Here is a 13,306-nt window from a genome sequence, read left to right on the forward strand (position 1 = left end):
CCTAGACTATCCAATTCAATGTCAGGTTCTGTCAGGGCAACGTAAAGGTTGGGTAAAGTGCGCAGGGTGGCGGGGTGCGCAGATACGAGCGTGATAGACTCCGTTCACTGATGCATAGAGCAAGGTTGGGACATAGGGTGCAGGATCGTATTCTGCTGATCGAAGACGACGAGGAGCTCCGCGGCCTGTTGGCGCGCTACCTGAACGGCCAGGGTTTCGTGGTCCGCGAGGCCGCAACGGGTAACGACGGTTTGGCACTGGCCCAGGATGAACTGGCCGATCTCGTGGTGCTGGATATCATGCTGCCGGACATCAACGGCCTCGACGTCTTGCGCCAGCTTCGGTATCGCACGCGCCTGCCGGTGATCCTGCTGACGGCCCGTGGCGAGGAGACCGACCGTATTGTCGGCTTCGAGGTCGGGGCCGATGACTATATTCCCAAGCCTTGCAATCCCCGGGAACTGGTGGCCCGTATCCAGGCCGCGCTGCGACGCGTTGCCTGGGACCAGGAAACGGAGGGGCCCCGCGCCCAGACCATCGGCGACCTGCGTATCGAACCGGATGAGCGCCGGGTCTACCAGGACGACCAGCCGGTGGAGCTGACGGCGACCGAATACGAAATCCTGCAGGTACTGATCAGCCGGGCCGGTTCCGTGGTGCGCAAGACCGACCTGATGCAGTGGGCGCTCGGGCGCCGCCTTACACCCCACGACCGTACCCTGGACATGCATGTGAGCAACCTGCGACGCAAGCTGGACAAGGGTGAATCCTCCCGCATCGAAACGATCAGGGGGCTGGGCTACAGCTATCGGAGACCTGCATGAAGTCGCGCTTTTTCCTGCCGTTGTCATGGCGCATCTTTTTCCTGATCTGGTTCGCCATGGCCCTGGCGGTGGTGTTGAGCAATGCCGCGATCCAGGAGTGGGCGCGCCGGGAACGGGTCCAGTTGGAACAGCGCGAGGACCTGGCGCAGCTAGCCAGCCAAGCGGTGGCGATCAAGGAGGCAGGGGATCGACGCCAGGCGTTTCGTCTGCTTCGGGAAGCGGGTGAGCGGGAGCGGTTGCACCTGTTCCTGATCGAAGGCGAAGAAATGCGTGATCGCCACCGTCCCGGATTCCAGCCCCAGCGACCGGCCGTTATCGACGCACCGGAAGGCCACCGGCTCGTGGTCTGGCCCCGGGCCGGCAGCGACGGCTGGCTTGATCCTCGCCTTTTCCGCTCGTTCGAGCTGGGTCTGACGTTCATCCTGATTACCCTGGCCTGCTGGTGGATTGCGCGCCGTATCAGCCGGCCGCTGCGGGATATGGAGGGCACGGCCCGTGCCATCGCCAAGGGCGATACCGGCCTGCGGGTTCGGAATGCCGTCGCCAATCGACGGGATGAGATCGGCGCGCTGGCCCAGGCCTTTAATGCGATGACCGACCGCCTGTGCCAGTTGCTGGAACGCCAGCAACAACTCTTGCGGGACATTTCCCACGACCTGCGTACTCCGCTTGCGCGGCAGCGCGTGGCCATTGAATTGGCGAGGGACAGCGTCGACGATCCGGACATCATGGATTCGATCCTGCGCCAGAACGAACGTCTGGAGGCCATGACGGCCCAGATCCTGACGTTGCACCGGCTGGGCGCCAAGGGGCAATCGATGGCCCAGGAGCCGGTGAATATGACCAAGGTTCTCAACGATGTGTTGCAGGGGGCGGCCGACTACGCGGAGCAGAACCGGGTCGATTGCAAGCTGGAAGTCGCCGAAGGCGCCCGCCGCGCGACGGTCCTGGGGGATGCCAGCCTGATCCATCGAGCGCTGGATAATGTGCTGCAGAATGCCCTCGACCATACGCCGCCCGGGCGTGTCGTCAACCTGCACCTGGTGGTCGCGGGTAAGTGGCTGACATGTGAGATCGCGGATCAGGGCCCTGGCGTGCCGGAATCCGATCTGCCCAACTTGTTCGAGCCGTTCTTCCGCTCCGACCAGGCCCGGGGTGGCAAAGGCTGGGGGCTGGGCCTGGCGATCGCGCGGGATATCATGCAGGCCCACGATGGGCGGATTGCCGCCGAGAATGGCTCAGCGGGCGGACTTGTCGTGCGGCTCGACTGGCCGGTCTTCACCTGAAGGCGAATCGGTATCGGGTTTCAGGCGTTCGACGCCCGAGAAGTCGATACCTTCGGCCAGTTCGTCTTCACCGAAGCGGATGCCGCAACCGGCCTTGATGACCTTTACCGGGCTCGCTGTACCCGCCCGTTGCGTGAACTCTTCGTCATCCTGTTGCACCGAACGGCTCATGTTCCTTCCTCCAAGTCCTTGATAAGCTGAATTATCGAAGGCGCCCTAGTTAACTCTATCGTCGATCAACCGAGCGGAACTCATGCAAAACGGCTGTCTAAGTGAATAAAGACGACCTTACAACGAAAGATTACCCCATTCCGGCGGAATCGATAGAGCGGGAAATCGAGATCAAGAAAAGCCGGTTTATCGCCAGGGTGAAAGCCGTGAGTTCCCGGGACGAGGCGATGGCTTTCCTGGAGCAGGCCCGGGTCGATTTTCCAGATGCCCGCCACCATTGCTGGGCGTACCAGATCGGTCGCCCCGGCGCCGCAACCCAGGCGGCAATGAATGACGATGGCGAGCCCTCCGGTACGGCGGGCAAGCCGATACTGAATGTGATCCAGCACAAGGACATGGGCGATATCATGGTCGTCGTGATCCGCTACTTCGGAGGCATCAAGCTTGGGGCAGGCGGGCTGGTGCGAGCCTACGCCGGCACCACGGAGGCGGTGCTATCGGATGTGCCAAGGAAGACCCAGCGGCCGATGCGCGGCTTGTCGCTGGACCTGGATTTTGCCCTGGAGCAGCCTGTGCGCCATTGGTGCGAGCAGCATGAGGCGGAGGTGACCGGTGTGGACTATGGTGAAAGTGTGACGATGCGGGTTTTGGTCCCCGAGGATCATCATGCCGCCTTCATTGCTTTCTGCCGTGCCGCGGGTATTAGCCTGCCCACGGTCGAAACCGGTGCCTCCGAGGATTGAGCGTGTTCGTATGCCGACCAGATTCTTGGGATTTTGAGTTCCTGGAATTTTCGAAACCGACGGAGGAGTAGAAGTCTATGCGCTACCTGATCTTGGTGATGTTGCTGGGCCTGGTTTCGGGCTGTGCCAGTATCGTTCACACCGATTACGATGCCGGTGCCTCTTTCGGCAACTACCAGACCTGGGCCTTCGCACCGAACGAAGGAAAGAGCGGTTTCCTGAGCCTGGACGGCGCGCGGGTCGAGAATGCGATCCAGCGTGAGATGCGGGGCGAGTCGCTGACCCAGGCTGAACCGGATGCTGCGGATCTGCTGGTGTCCTATCGCGTTGAGGATGCCGAGAAGTTGGAGACCAGAGGGTTTACCTATGGCTTCGGCCTGGGACGGGGCAACTTCGGCTTTGGTCTGTCCACGCCGCCGGATGTGCGCGAAGTGAAGCAGGGCAAACTTGTTGTCGAGTTGGTGGACCGCACCTCCGAGCGCGTTGTCTGGCGTGGCGTGAGTCGTCGTTATCTCGATGAGAGTCAGTCCCCGGAGGATCGCATCGAGTTGATTGATGAGGTGGTTACCGCCATGTTTGATCGTTATCCACCAAGCTGAAGCTGTCGCCTATGAGCTGGGTCACTGTTGCTCGCTATTCATTGCCGTTCGAGGCCCATGTCGCGCGTTCGCGGCTGGAGTCCGAAGGTATCCATGCGATGGTCGTCGACGAACATACGATCAATATGCAGTGGCTCTACTCCGATGCCATGGGCGGGGTGCGCCTCCAGGTCGACGAAGCGGATGTGCCCCGTGCCCAGGCCGTGCTGGCGGAGGACCGTTCCGACCTGGTGGACGAATCCATCGCGCCCGGCCTGGCATCGCGGGAGACCGGCGAGGCTCCGCGTCTGACGCGATTGGCTGATCCCCGTTACCGGCGTGGATTCTTCCTTGCTTTCCTGTTCTGGTTTATTGGATCCTGAGCCGCTTGGCGGACGATTATCGTTGGCCAGTACGCTGTTTTGGGAATTGAGGAGTTACAGTTTGAAGAAGCGATCCACCGGTGGCCTGGTATTTTCAACCGACCAGGGCCGCATGTGCCCGGATTGTCGCGAGCCGGTCGAAGCCTGCCGTTGCGGCGAAGCCCAGGCGCCGCCCGGCGACGGCATCGTGAGGGTGAGCAGGGAAACCAAGGGGCGCAAGGGTAAGGGCGTGACCCTGATTACGGGCATCCCGTTGGCCGGTAAGGACCTGAAGGATTATGCAAAAACCCTGAAGGCCAAATGTGGCACCGGGGGTACGGTCAAGGACGGGGTCGTGGAAATCCAGGGCGATCATCGTGAGCTGTTGGTGCCGCTGCTCCAGGAAAAGGGCTGGACGGTCAAGAAGGCCGGCGGCTGATAGCCCGGAGTGGCCGGGATTCAATCAGAAGTTCCCCGAAAACAAGGCGGCCTAAAAACTAGGCTTCCTAAAATCAGGTTTCCTAAAACTGGGTTTCCTACAATAAAAAGTCAGGTGAGGTATGGCAAAGCCCGTTCTGTACCAGTTCCCCGTGTCCCACTACTGCGAGAAAGTCCGCTGGGCGTTGGACCACAAGCACCTGCAGTACGAGACCCGGAACCTCCTACCATTGTTCCATATGCCGGTGGCCTTTCGTCGCACACGTCAGAACAAGGTCCCGATCCTCAAGCTGGATGGGCGCTACGTTGCGAACTCGGCGACCATCCTCCAGACCCTGGAGGAGCGCTTTCCATCGGCACCTTCATTCTACCCGGAAGACGAGCAAGCTCTGGCAGAGGCGCTGGATTGGGAGGCCTATGCCGATCGCGAGATCGGACCGCACCTGCGGCGGACAGCCTACTTCCACATAATCGACGACAGCCGCCTGATGTTCGAGATCCTGACCCAGGGCCAGAGTGCCATAGGGCGCATGGCCTTCCGCACCAGCCAGACCGTGGTGATCCGGGCGATGAAGGAAGGAATGGGAATAAATGAACGGGGCTATGAGCGCAGTCTCGAGCGGTTGACTGCCGCCCTGGACCATTTGGATAACCGCTTGGGCGATGGAGCCGGCTACCTCGTGGGGAACCGGTTTTCCGTGGCCGACTTGGCCGTCGCCGCGTTGCTGGGGCCGCTGGCGCAGCCACCGGAAGCGCCATTCCAGCTTCCCGGCGAACAGCCCCAGGCGATGAAGGATTTCCTGGCTGCTTTCGAAGGTCGCCCGACCCTGGATTGGGTGCGGGAAATCTATCGTAAACATCGTTGCTGAACCGTCCTTGAACCATCCTGCCTGATTTAAAGAACTGAATTAATCCGACAAGGAGCGACTTGATGCACATCCTGGTCCTCGGCGCTGGTGTTGTGGGAACCACAAGCGCCTGGTACCTGAGGCGGGCGGGTCACGAGGTGACTGTGATCGATCGACAGCCTGCCGCTGCCCTGGAAACCAGCTTTGCCAATGGTGGCCAGATTTCCGTCTCCCATGCTGAACCCTGGGCCAATCCCGGGACACCGTTGAAGATATTGAAATGGCTCAACCAGCCCGAGGCGCCGTTGCTGTTCCGGCCACGTCTGGATCCGGCCCAGTGGCTCTGGGGCTTACACTTCCTGCGCCAATGTACGGCCGAGCGGGCGCGCTACAACCTGCGCCAGATGGTGAACCTGGGCAGCTATAGCCGCGCCCGGCTCCAGGCTTTGCGGGAGGAGACCGGGCTGGAATACGACCAGCTGGTGCGGGGCATCCTGCATATCTATACCGACCACAAGGAATTCGATAATGCCCGGGAACCGGCGCGCCGGATGCGGGAACTGGGCTGCCGGCGGGAGATGATCGACACCGATAGAGCGGTGGCGCTGGAGCCCGCCTTGAAGCCAGCCAGGGACCGTATCGTCGGGGCCACCTACACCGCAGAGGATGAGTCCGGCGATGCCCATGCCTTTACCCAGGCACTGGCCATCAAGGCAGCGGCGGCCGGCGTCACCTTCCTGTATGGCACGGACATCGTCGGCCTTGAGTCGAACAGCAGCGAACTGACCGGCGTGCGGGTGATCCGGGAAGGTGTCCATCGAACCCTGAAGGCCGACGGCTATGTGCTGGCTCTGGGCTGCAATAGTGCCTTGCTGGCCCGTCAGTTGGGTATCCGGTTACAGATCTACCCGGCCAAGGGTTATTCCATCACCGTACCGGTTCGTAACGAGGCCGCAGCCTACAGCGTGAGTCTGATCGACGACCAGTACAAGTTGGTCTATTCCCGTTTGGGAGATCGCCTCCGGGTTGCAGGGACAGCGGAATTCGGGGGCTACAGCCGCGATCTGGACCTGAAACGCTGTCGGGCTATCGTGCGCCGTGTATCTCAGCTGATGCCCGAGGCCGGGGTGTGGGGCCAGGCGCAGTACTGGACCGGGTTACGGCCCACGACGCCGTCCAATGTGCCCTATATCGGCCGTAGCCGGCTGCGTAATCTCTACCTGAACACCGGCCATGGCACACTCGGATGGACGCATGCCTGTGGGTCGGCATCAGCGCTGGCGGACATCGTTGGCGGGCGGAAGCCTGATGTCGACTTTGCCTTCACCCATAGCTGAGGATGACGTGATCGTGCCGGGGGGAACGAAAGTCCTATTTTCCTGACGGCCCGAGCTGCTAGCTTTATCGGGAACAAGGCATTAACCGTATCCGAAGAACGTAATGAGCGGATTCGAAAATAACAACAACCAATTCGAAGAAAACAACAACCTGAGGAGAACCGGCGTGTCTGATTCCGGCGCACTGCGCATCGTGGTCCTGACTACCCTGGCCATGCTGGCCTTCGCCGCCAACTCCGTGCTGGGACGCATGGCGCTGGATACCGGCAATATCGACGCCGCGAGCTTTACCTTCATTCGCCTGGTTTCCGGTGCGGCGATGCTTTGGGGCCTGGTGTGGATCAGGGTAGGGCGTCCATCTTCGGAAGACCGGGGCAGTTGGTTCTCCGGCGCCATGCTGTTTCTGTATGCCATCTGCTTTTCCTACGCCTACCTGTCATTGGATACCGGGACCGGTGCGCTGATCCTGTTTGGACTGGTGCAGCTGACCATGATTGGCTGGGGACTGGTCAAGGGCGAGCGGCCCTCAGTCCTGCAATGGACCGGCACGGTCATGGCCGTTGGCGGCCTGGTGTATCTCCTGTCCCCGGGCGTTACCGCGCCGTCGCTGACCGGGGCCTTACTGATGGCCCTGGCTGGGGTGGCCTGGGGTGTCTACTCCTTGCGCGGGCGGGGTGTCAGCCAGCCATTGGTGGTGTCGTCGGACAACTTCCTGCGCTCCGTGCCCATGGCCTTGGTGGCCTTGTTGCTGGCCATCCCGATGTGGGAGGTGGACTTGCATGGGGTGGTGCTGGCTATGCTGTCCGGTGCGGTGGCTTCGGCCATCGGCTACGCCATCTGGTATACCGCGTTGTCGGGGTTGACGGCCACGCGGGCAGCCAGCGTGCAGTTGTCGGTCCCGGTTATTGCCGCGGCTTTCGGGGTGGCGCTGTTGGCCGAGCCGGTTACGGTACGACTGGTGGTCTCGGCCGTGATTATTCTTGGCGGTATTGCCTTGGTGATCCTTTCGCGGCGACCGGCACCAGCGGCCACCACGCCGGCACGATAGGTATCCCGGAAGTGATCCACTGTCTGTTGCCCTTCGAATGGGTGATTGGGGGGCTGACAAATCAACGGTCCCAGTAAATCAAGGGGTTCGGAAAATCAAAGGGTGGTAAACCAAAGGTCGCGAACCCGCTTGGCATTGCGTACAGTGAAGCCTTTCCGCGGCCCCAACGGCGCGTATTGAAGTCATCACAGGTTGCAATCATCACAGGGAGAGCCAGATGATCACCGTCCACCACCTCAATAATTCCCGCTCACAGCGCATTCTATGGATGTTGGAAGAACTCGGGGTGCCTTACGAGATCAAACGTTACCAGCGCGATCCCAAGACCATGCAGGCGCCGGAAAGCCTGAAAGAGGTTCATCCGCTGGGTAAGGCGCCGGTGCTTACCGATGGCGATATGACCATCGCTGAGTCCGGTGCCATCATCGATTACCTGGCGCACACCTACGGTCCCGAGACCATGCTGCCTGAACGCGGCACCCAGCAGTGGATTGATTACACCTACTGGTTACACTATGCCGAAGGGTCGTTGATGCCACCGTTATTACTGCGGCTGGTGTTCGAAAAGGTGAAGACCAACCCCATGCCGTTCTTCGTGAAGCCGGTTGCCAAGGGCATCGCGGACAGGACCAACGAGGCCTTTATCGGACCCCAGATCAAGACCCATATGGATTTCGTCGAGGGCCACCTGGCGAAGAACGAGTGGTTCCTGGGCGACAAGTTCAGCGCTGCGGATATCCAGATGAGCTTCCCTCTGGAAGCATCGTTGGCGCGGGGGATCGTAGGGCGCAACAGACCGAAGATCCGTAACTACGTCAAACGCTTCCAGGCACTGCCGGCCTATCAGCGCGCCCTGGAGCGAGGAGGCGAGTATGATTTTGCAAAACCGTAATGGATGGCCGGCCGGCCACACGGTAACGCTTGTCGCCGCGGTCGGCCTGCTGGCGGGCTGCGCGGCGATGCAGCCGGACTTGTCGAAACAGCAGCAGGAGGATCTCCAGGGCAACCTGCAGGCGGCATTTGGGGCCTACCAGGACTGCATGGTGGCTGAATCCGATCCATACGTGCAGGTGTTGTCGGCTCCGCCCGCAGACATCGCCGAAGCTGCCCAGGGCGCCTGTGAGAGTGTCTATAAGGGGTATGAGACAGCGGTGACCCACTATTTCACTGCAGTCGTGTCCAGTTCAGGTCGCGACGACGCCCGCAACCGGGCCCGCCTGCATGCGTCGAATGCAGCTCTGCAGACCCGCCGGCAGATCATCGGGCGGATCCTGGGACAACGCCTGGAATCGAGTATTACCGGGGACGCGCCCGGCCAGTAAGCCTCAGGAAGGGCGTTTCCTGCGGACATAAAGCGTCTTATGGACCCGTGCGACAATCTCTCCCGATTCGTCCAGGACATCCACTGCCCACTCGGGCAGGACTTTGTCGCCATTCGCGGTCTGGGTCTTGATGTTCTCCACGACTTCGTCCGAAAGTACGAAGTGAGCGGTGACTTTGCCCTTTCCGGGTTTCAGGAAATCGATGCTGGCGGCCTTGTCCCAGACGATGTATTCGTTTCCCAACCGGTTCATCAGCAGCAGCATGTACATCGGATCGGTCATGCTGTAGAGCGAGCCGCCGAAGTGAGTGCCCACGTAGTTGGTGTTGTACCAGTGGAGTTTCATTTCCACGATGGCCTCGCTGAAGTCCGGGGCCAGGTGTCTGACCGTGATACCGGCGCCCAGGTACGGACCAAAGACGTTCAGCGCCCGCTGCAGTCCACGGGCGGAGGCAAAGAGTTTTCGAATGGTGCGGGTCATTGCGGTTGCATACCCGCCGGGGTCCAGAGTGACGTCAGACTGCCCAAGAGGTCGCCGCTGAGCCCCTGTTTCTTGAGGAAGTCCAGGATAACCGGGGCGAACTGTTCGACCGCACCTTCCTGTAGGCCCAGCGCACTAAATGCTTTCTCGAGGCCTTCCATAGACGAAATGCCGGACAGGGCGGATGCCATCAGCCCCTGGGACTGACTGCCGCTACCGCCCCCCAGCAGGCTACCAAGGCCCGAGACCTGATCGGAAAGCGTACCGAACTGGGCCGGATCCAGTTCATTCCTGGCGAACTGGAACATTGCGCCTGCACCACCCGCGGCCTGGGTGCGGGTGACGCCAAGTTGATCCTGCAGGTCGTCTACCAGGGATTGGGCTTCGCCGCTTACGGACACCTCTTTCTCGGGCACCAGCAAGGCGCCGGAATTCAGTTTGTTGCCCAGGTCGAGCGCGCCAACCGATGGGGCCAGCAGGTAGAGACTCGACACGATGAGGAAACGTTTGACGATGGTATTCATGGTGACTCCGGCTGACAGTGGAATGGGGCGGAGGACTTAATCGAAGGTTCCTTAAAAAAGCCCTTTGCAATCACGAAAAATAATTTACTAATAAATAGTGGCGCTGCCAGCACTTTTAAAGATCAAGCGGTTACGGTTACGACAGGAAGTGATTTAGGGCACCTTTGATTTGACCAGATGTTCGTTTTAACCAGATGTTTGTTTCAATCAGGGGTTCGTTCGCCAGAGCTCGAACGGTCGGCTGGCACCGCAGGCGCAGTGCCAGCCGGTGGCTCAGTGGAGTTGGTCGCGGATCTGTTTCTTGTTGATCTTGCCCACACTGGTCTTGGGGATATCGTCGACGAAGTCGATCTGCTGGGGGATGGCCCACTTGTTGATCTCGCCGCTGTCGACGAACTGCTGCAGGTGTTTCTGGATATCCTCGATCGTTACGTCCTCGCCTGGTGCCAATACCACCAGGGCATGCGGACGCTCGCCCCATTTGTCGTCAGGCACGCCAACAACAGCGGTTGCCGCCACGGCTGGATGCTGGCTGATCAGGTTTTCCAGATCCAGCGAGGACAACCATTCGCCGCCCGTCTTGATCACATCCTTGATGCGGTCGCGAATGACCAGCGTGCTGTCTGGCTCGATGGTGGCCACGTCACCGGTATGCAGCCAACCGCCTTCCCAAAGGGCTTCGCCTTTCTCTGGCTCCTTCAGGTAGCCCTGGGTCAGCCACGGCGCACGGGCGACCACTTCACCTTTCGACTTGCCGTCATGCGGGAGCATGTTGCCGTCGGCGTCGATGACCTGCAGATCCACCATGGGCACTGCGACGCCGGTCTTGGTGCGCCTGTCGGTCTGTTCTTCCAGGGGCAGTTTGACGTCGTCTTCGGTCAGGTGGGTAGAGCAGAGCAGTGGACAGGTCTCCGACATGCCATAACCGGTATACATGCGGATGCCGAGCTTGGCGCCGGCATTGCACAGGCCTTCGGTGAGTGCGCTGCCACCGATCAGGACATGCCAATTGCTCAGGTCCGCGGTCTTGATGGACTCGGTCGCCAGCATCATCTGCATAATGGTGGGTACGCAATGGGAGAAGGTGACCTTGTGTTTCTTCAGCAGGTCGACCAGTAGCTCCGGCTCGTAACGGCCCGGGTAGACCTGCTTGATGCCCATCATGGTGGCGGCATAGGGAACGCCCCAGGCATGGACGTGGAACATCGGGGTAACCGGCATGTAGACGCTGGACGAGCGCATCAGGGGCATCTGGTCGCTGAACCCGAGACTGCCCACCTGGGCCATGGTATGCAGTACCAGCTGGCGGTGGCTGAAGTAGACACCTTTCGGGTTGCCGGTGGTCCCGGTGGTGTAGAAGGTGGTGGCGACGCTGTTCTCGTCGAAATCCGGGAAGTCGAAATGCGCTTCGGCTTTCGCCAGCAGAGCTTCGTACTCGCCATGTGACTTGAGCGATGTGGACACCGGCTGGCTGTTCTCGGTGAGCTGGATGTAGCCCTTGACCGTCTGCAGGTCGTCGCTGACTTTCTCCAGCAGCGGTGCAAAGTCGTCGTGGACCAGGACCAGGTCGTCTTCGGCGTGGTTCATGGTGTAGACGATCTGCTCCGGTGACAGTCGCACGTTCACCGTATGCAGGATGGCGCCGATCATCGGGATGGCAAAGAAACACTCCAGGTAGCGTGGTGTGTCCCAGTCCAGCACGGCGACGGTATCACCGGGTTTGACGCCGGCTTCGGTCAGCATATTTGCCAGCCGGTTGATACGTTCGACCAGCTCGCGGTAGGTGTATTCACTGCGGTCGGCGTAGACGATCTTCTCGTCCGGGGAGTAGCGTGGTCCTGAAAGCAACAGTTGCTTGATCAGCAGGGGATAGCTATAGGCGTTGCTGACAGGCGGGATTATTTTTGTCTCTGCCATCGTGAAACAACCTCGTCATTTTTCGGAAGTGGATTTTGTTTTTCGTTGTAAGAGGTAATCTGACACAGTTCACGAAAAAGGCAAATCACTCGAAAGCGTTATCTTCAGGGAGGCATTTGGAGCTTGGCAGCAGATTGGAGAAAGGTGTTAAGAGGAGAAGGAAAGGATAAAGCCGGCAGGGCGGGCACCCCGCCGGAGACAGGTGTTCGGACTTTATTCGTAAGTGCAGAGATAGGCCGTGTCGACGTCGGACTTGGCCTTGAAGCTGGCCTGGCCTGCCACATCGAAGGTTTCGCCTGCACCATAGGTCATCCAGGTATCCATGCCCGGCAGCAGGACTTCCAGTGCACCGCTGATCACGGTCATGGTTTCCTTCTTGCTGGTACCGAACTCATACTCGCCCGGGCTGATGACGCCCACGGTAGCTGGTAGCGTCGAGGTCTGGAAGGCGATGGACTTGGCTTTGCCGTCAAAGTATTCGTTCACTTTCAACATAGTCATGTCTCCTGAATCGAGGGTGGCCTACTATACGGGAAAATTGTTTGGCATGGATGAAAATTATGGCTGATGGAAAACACCCTGGTCCGGCAACCGATCCGGCTGAGCGCGCCCGACTCGAGCAGGCCCTGGAGCGTCTCGACAGCTCGGCTCGGCTGCTTGACAGTCAGTTCCGGATTCCCTTTACCCGCATCCGCTTCGGGCTGGACCCGTTGATCGGCCTCTTGCCTGGGATCGGGGATGCGGCTGGCCTGATGCTCTCCCTTTACCTGATGGCAGAAGCCGTACGCTTGGGCGCCGGCACCCGGCAGGTGGTCAAGATGGCCGGCAATGTGCTGGTCGAGTTCGTGGTCGGCCTGGTGCCGCTGTTTGGCGATGCCTTCGACCTGTACTGGAAAGCCAACAATCGCAACGCTGCGCTGCTGCGGCGCCATATCGAAAAGCGCCTGGAGCCCGAGGGCAAGCGCCGCAAACCCTGGTTCCAATATGCGCTGATTGCGGTTTTCGGCGCCCTGTTGCTGTTCTTGCTGGTTATGCTCTGGCGCGCCCTCTTCATGGCGACGGGCAGCGCCTGAGTCTTTTTACGTCACTGATCCCAAGGATTGCCCCGGGTGCCTTCCACCCGGTCGATCCGCAGGTGCATGGCGGCTTTGGCCATCATATTGGCGCTGATAGGCGCGGTCAGGAACAGGAACACCATGATCAGTATTTCCTCGATGCCCAGTGTGCGTTCACTCACCGAGAAGAACACCACCGAGCTGAACACGATACCGCCGACGCCCAGGGTCGTGGCTTTGGTCGGGCCATGCAGCCGGGTGTAGAAGTCAGGCAGTCGTGCCAGGCCGATAGCGCCCGCCAGGGCAAACAGACCGCCTGTGACCAGCAATACGCTAATAATAATTTCCATAACGATGGACATGTTCTTTCTCC

18 protein-coding genes are annotated in these 13,306 nt (G+C 60.2%); 12 read left to right on the forward strand and 6 right to left on the reverse strand.

What is annotated here, in order from left to right; translation table 11 throughout:
• Positions 1–137: 137 nt before the first annotated feature.
• Both RE428_RS07320 and RE428_RS07325 read left to right on the forward strand, forming a co-directional pair.
• Positions 138–824, forward strand: coding sequence for a response regulator transcription factor (locus RE428_RS07320; protein ID WP_004581337.1), 687 nt, complete (start codon positions 138–140; stop codon positions 822–824).
• Positions 821–2,110 (forward strand): sensor histidine kinase, encoded by a 1,290-nt coding sequence (locus RE428_RS07325; RefSeq protein WP_004581338.1) that lies wholly within the window; start codon positions 821–823, stop codon positions 2,108–2,110. The genes RE428_RS07320 and RE428_RS07325 overlap by 4 nt, the downstream gene beginning before the upstream one ends.
• On the opposite strand, the gene RE428_RS07330 is transcribed toward RE428_RS07325, so the two are convergent.
• Positions 2,063–2,281, reverse strand: a complete 219-nt coding sequence (locus RE428_RS07330) for a hypothetical protein (RefSeq protein WP_004581339.1) — start codon at positions 2,279–2,281, stop codon at positions 2,063–2,065. The genes RE428_RS07325 and RE428_RS07330 overlap by 48 nt on opposite strands.
• Positions 2,282–2,382: 101 nt before the next feature.
• Between RE428_RS07330 and RE428_RS07335 the strand changes: the two genes are divergently transcribed.
• The 9 genes from RE428_RS07335 to RE428_RS07375 all read left to right on the forward strand — a co-directional run bounded on the left by RE428_RS07335 (position 2,383) and on the right by RE428_RS07375 (position 8,957).
• The gene (locus tag RE428_RS07335; protein WP_004581340.1) at positions 2,383–3,024 is read left to right on the forward strand and encodes a YigZ family protein; all 642 of its coding nucleotides are present in this window, start codon (positions 2,383–2,385) and stop codon (positions 3,022–3,024) included.
• 77 nt (positions 3,025–3,101) lie between these two features.
• On the forward strand, positions 3,102–3,623 hold the full coding sequence (locus tag RE428_RS07340; protein WP_004581341.1) for a DUF4136 domain-containing protein: 522 nt from the start codon (positions 3,102–3,104) through the stop codon (positions 3,621–3,623).
• A gap of 11 nt (positions 3,624–3,634) precedes the next feature.
• Positions 3,635–3,985 carry a putative signal transducing protein gene (locus RE428_RS07345; RefSeq protein WP_004581342.1) on the forward strand — a complete coding sequence of 117 codons (351 nt, stop codon included), beginning with the start codon at positions 3,635–3,637 and terminating at the stop codon, positions 3,983–3,985.
• A gap of 61 nt (positions 3,986–4,046) precedes the next feature.
• Positions 4,047–4,403 carry a translation initiation factor Sui1 gene (locus RE428_RS07350; RefSeq protein ID WP_004581343.1) on the forward strand — a complete coding sequence of 119 codons (357 nt, stop codon included), beginning with the start codon at positions 4,047–4,049 and terminating at the stop codon, positions 4,401–4,403.
• 121 nt (positions 4,404–4,524) lie between these two features.
• The gene (locus tag RE428_RS07355) at positions 4,525–5,271 is read left to right on the forward strand and encodes a glutathione S-transferase family protein (RefSeq protein ID WP_004581344.1); all 747 of its coding nucleotides are present in this window, start codon (positions 4,525–4,527) and stop codon (positions 5,269–5,271) included.
• Positions 5,272–5,333: 62 nt separating this feature from the next.
• Positions 5,334–6,587 (forward strand): D-amino acid dehydrogenase, encoded by a 1,254-nt coding sequence (locus RE428_RS07360; RefSeq protein WP_004581345.1) that lies wholly within the window; start codon positions 5,334–5,336, stop codon positions 6,585–6,587.
• Between the two features lie 103 nt (positions 6,588–6,690).
• Entirely contained in the window at positions 6,691–7,635 is a 945-nt protein-coding gene (locus tag RE428_RS07365; protein ID WP_004581346.1) for a DMT family transporter, read from the forward strand.
• A gap of 217 nt (positions 7,636–7,852) precedes the next feature.
• Positions 7,853–8,527, forward strand: coding sequence for a glutathione S-transferase family protein (locus tag RE428_RS07370; RefSeq protein WP_004581347.1), 675 nt, complete (start codon positions 7,853–7,855; stop codon positions 8,525–8,527).
• Positions 8,508–8,957, forward strand: a complete 450-nt coding sequence (locus RE428_RS07375; protein WP_004581348.1) for a hypothetical protein — start codon at positions 8,508–8,510, stop codon at positions 8,955–8,957. Before RE428_RS07370 ends, RE428_RS07375 begins: the two co-directional genes overlap by 20 nt.
• A 3-nt stretch (positions 8,958–8,960) precedes the next feature.
• Here the strand turns inward: RE428_RS07375 and RE428_RS07380 are convergent, their stop codons facing one another.
• The 4 genes from RE428_RS07380 to ppnP form a co-directional block, all read right to left on the reverse strand.
• The gene (locus RE428_RS07380; RefSeq protein WP_004581349.1) at positions 8,961–9,437 is read right to left on the reverse strand and encodes a DUF4442 domain-containing protein; all 477 of its coding nucleotides are present in this window, start codon (positions 9,435–9,437) and stop codon (positions 8,961–8,963) included.
• Entirely contained in the window at positions 9,434–9,961 is a 528-nt protein-coding gene (locus RE428_RS07385) for a DUF2780 domain-containing protein (protein WP_004581350.1), read from the reverse strand. Before RE428_RS07385 ends, RE428_RS07380 begins: the two co-directional genes overlap by 4 nt.
• A 273-nt stretch (positions 9,962–10,234) precedes the next feature.
• On the reverse strand, positions 10,235–11,878 hold the full coding sequence (locus RE428_RS07390) for a fatty acid--CoA ligase (protein WP_004581351.1): 1,644 nt from the start codon (positions 11,876–11,878) through the stop codon (positions 10,235–10,237).
• Positions 11,879–12,091: 213 nt separating this feature from the next.
• On the reverse strand, positions 12,092–12,373 hold the full coding sequence (gene ppnP, locus RE428_RS07395; protein ID WP_004581352.1) for a pyrimidine/purine nucleoside phosphorylase: 282 nt from the start codon (positions 12,371–12,373) through the stop codon (positions 12,092–12,094).
• Between the two features lie 65 nt (positions 12,374–12,438).
• Between ppnP and RE428_RS07400 the strand changes: the two genes are divergently transcribed.
• Positions 12,439–12,951 carry a DUF4112 domain-containing protein gene (locus RE428_RS07400; RefSeq protein ID WP_004581353.1) on the forward strand — a complete coding sequence of 171 codons (513 nt, stop codon included), beginning with the start codon at positions 12,439–12,441 and terminating at the stop codon, positions 12,949–12,951.
• An 11-nt stretch (positions 12,952–12,962) separates the two neighbouring features.
• Here RE428_RS07400 and RE428_RS07405 read toward each other — a convergent pair whose 3' ends face one another.
• Entirely contained in the window at positions 12,963–13,295 is a 333-nt protein-coding gene (locus RE428_RS07405; RefSeq protein ID WP_004581354.1) for a Na+/H+ antiporter subunit G, read from the reverse strand.
• Between the last annotated feature and the right edge of the window lie 11 nt (positions 13,296–13,306).

This window comes from Marinobacter nanhaiticus D15-8W (assembly GCF_036511935.1).
Lineage (GTDB): Bacteria > Pseudomonadota > Gammaproteobacteria > Pseudomonadales > Oleiphilaceae > Marinobacter_A > Marinobacter_A nanhaiticus.

Bases quoted from the DNA above. Each gene is read 5' to 3' on its own strand.
- RE428_RS07355 (WP_004581344.1), top strand. From the start codon at position 4,525: ATGGCAAAGCCCGTTCTGTACCAGTTCCCCGTGTCCCACTACTGCGAG.
- RE428_RS07340 (WP_004581341.1), top strand. From the start codon at position 3,102: ATGCGCTACCTGATCTTGGTGATGTTGCTGGGCCTGGTTTCGGGCTGT.
- RE428_RS07405 (WP_004581354.1), bottom strand. From the start codon at position 13,295: ATGTCCATCGTTATGGAAATTATTATTAGCGTATTGCTGGTCACAGGC.
- ppnP (WP_004581352.1), bottom strand. From the start codon at position 12,373: ATGTTGAAAGTGAACGAATACTTTGACGGCAAAGCCAAGTCCATCGCC.
- RE428_RS07330 (WP_004581339.1), bottom strand. From the start codon at position 2,281: ATGAGCCGTTCGGTGCAACAGGATGACGAAGAGTTCACGCAACGGGCG.
- RE428_RS07360 (WP_004581345.1), top strand. From the start codon at position 5,334: ATGCACATCCTGGTCCTCGGCGCTGGTGTTGTGGGAACCACAAGCGCC.
- RE428_RS07370 (WP_004581347.1), top strand. From the start codon at position 7,853: ATGATCACCGTCCACCACCTCAATAATTCCCGCTCACAGCGCATTCTA.
- RE428_RS07325 (WP_004581338.1), top strand. From the start codon at position 821: ATGAAGTCGCGCTTTTTCCTGCCGTTGTCATGGCGCATCTTTTTCCTG.
- RE428_RS07390 (WP_004581351.1), bottom strand. From the start codon at position 11,878: ATGGCAGAGACAAAAATAATCCCGCCTGTCAGCAACGCCTATAGCTAT.
- RE428_RS07375 (WP_004581348.1), top strand. From the start codon at position 8,508: ATGATTTTGCAAAACCGTAATGGATGGCCGGCCGGCCACACGGTAACG.
- RE428_RS07400 (WP_004581353.1), top strand. From the start codon at position 12,439: ATGGCTGATGGAAAACACCCTGGTCCGGCAACCGATCCGGCTGAGCGC.
- RE428_RS07380 (WP_004581349.1), bottom strand. From the start codon at position 9,437: ATGACCCGCACCATTCGAAAACTCTTTGCCTCCGCCCGTGGACTGCAG.
- RE428_RS07345 (WP_004581342.1), top strand. From the start codon at position 3,635: ATGAGCTGGGTCACTGTTGCTCGCTATTCATTGCCGTTCGAGGCCCAT.
- RE428_RS07365 (WP_004581346.1), top strand. From the start codon at position 6,691: ATGAGCGGATTCGAAAATAACAACAACCAATTCGAAGAAAACAACAAC.
- RE428_RS07385 (WP_004581350.1), bottom strand. From the start codon at position 9,961: ATGAATACCATCGTCAAACGTTTCCTCATCGTGTCGAGTCTCTACCTG.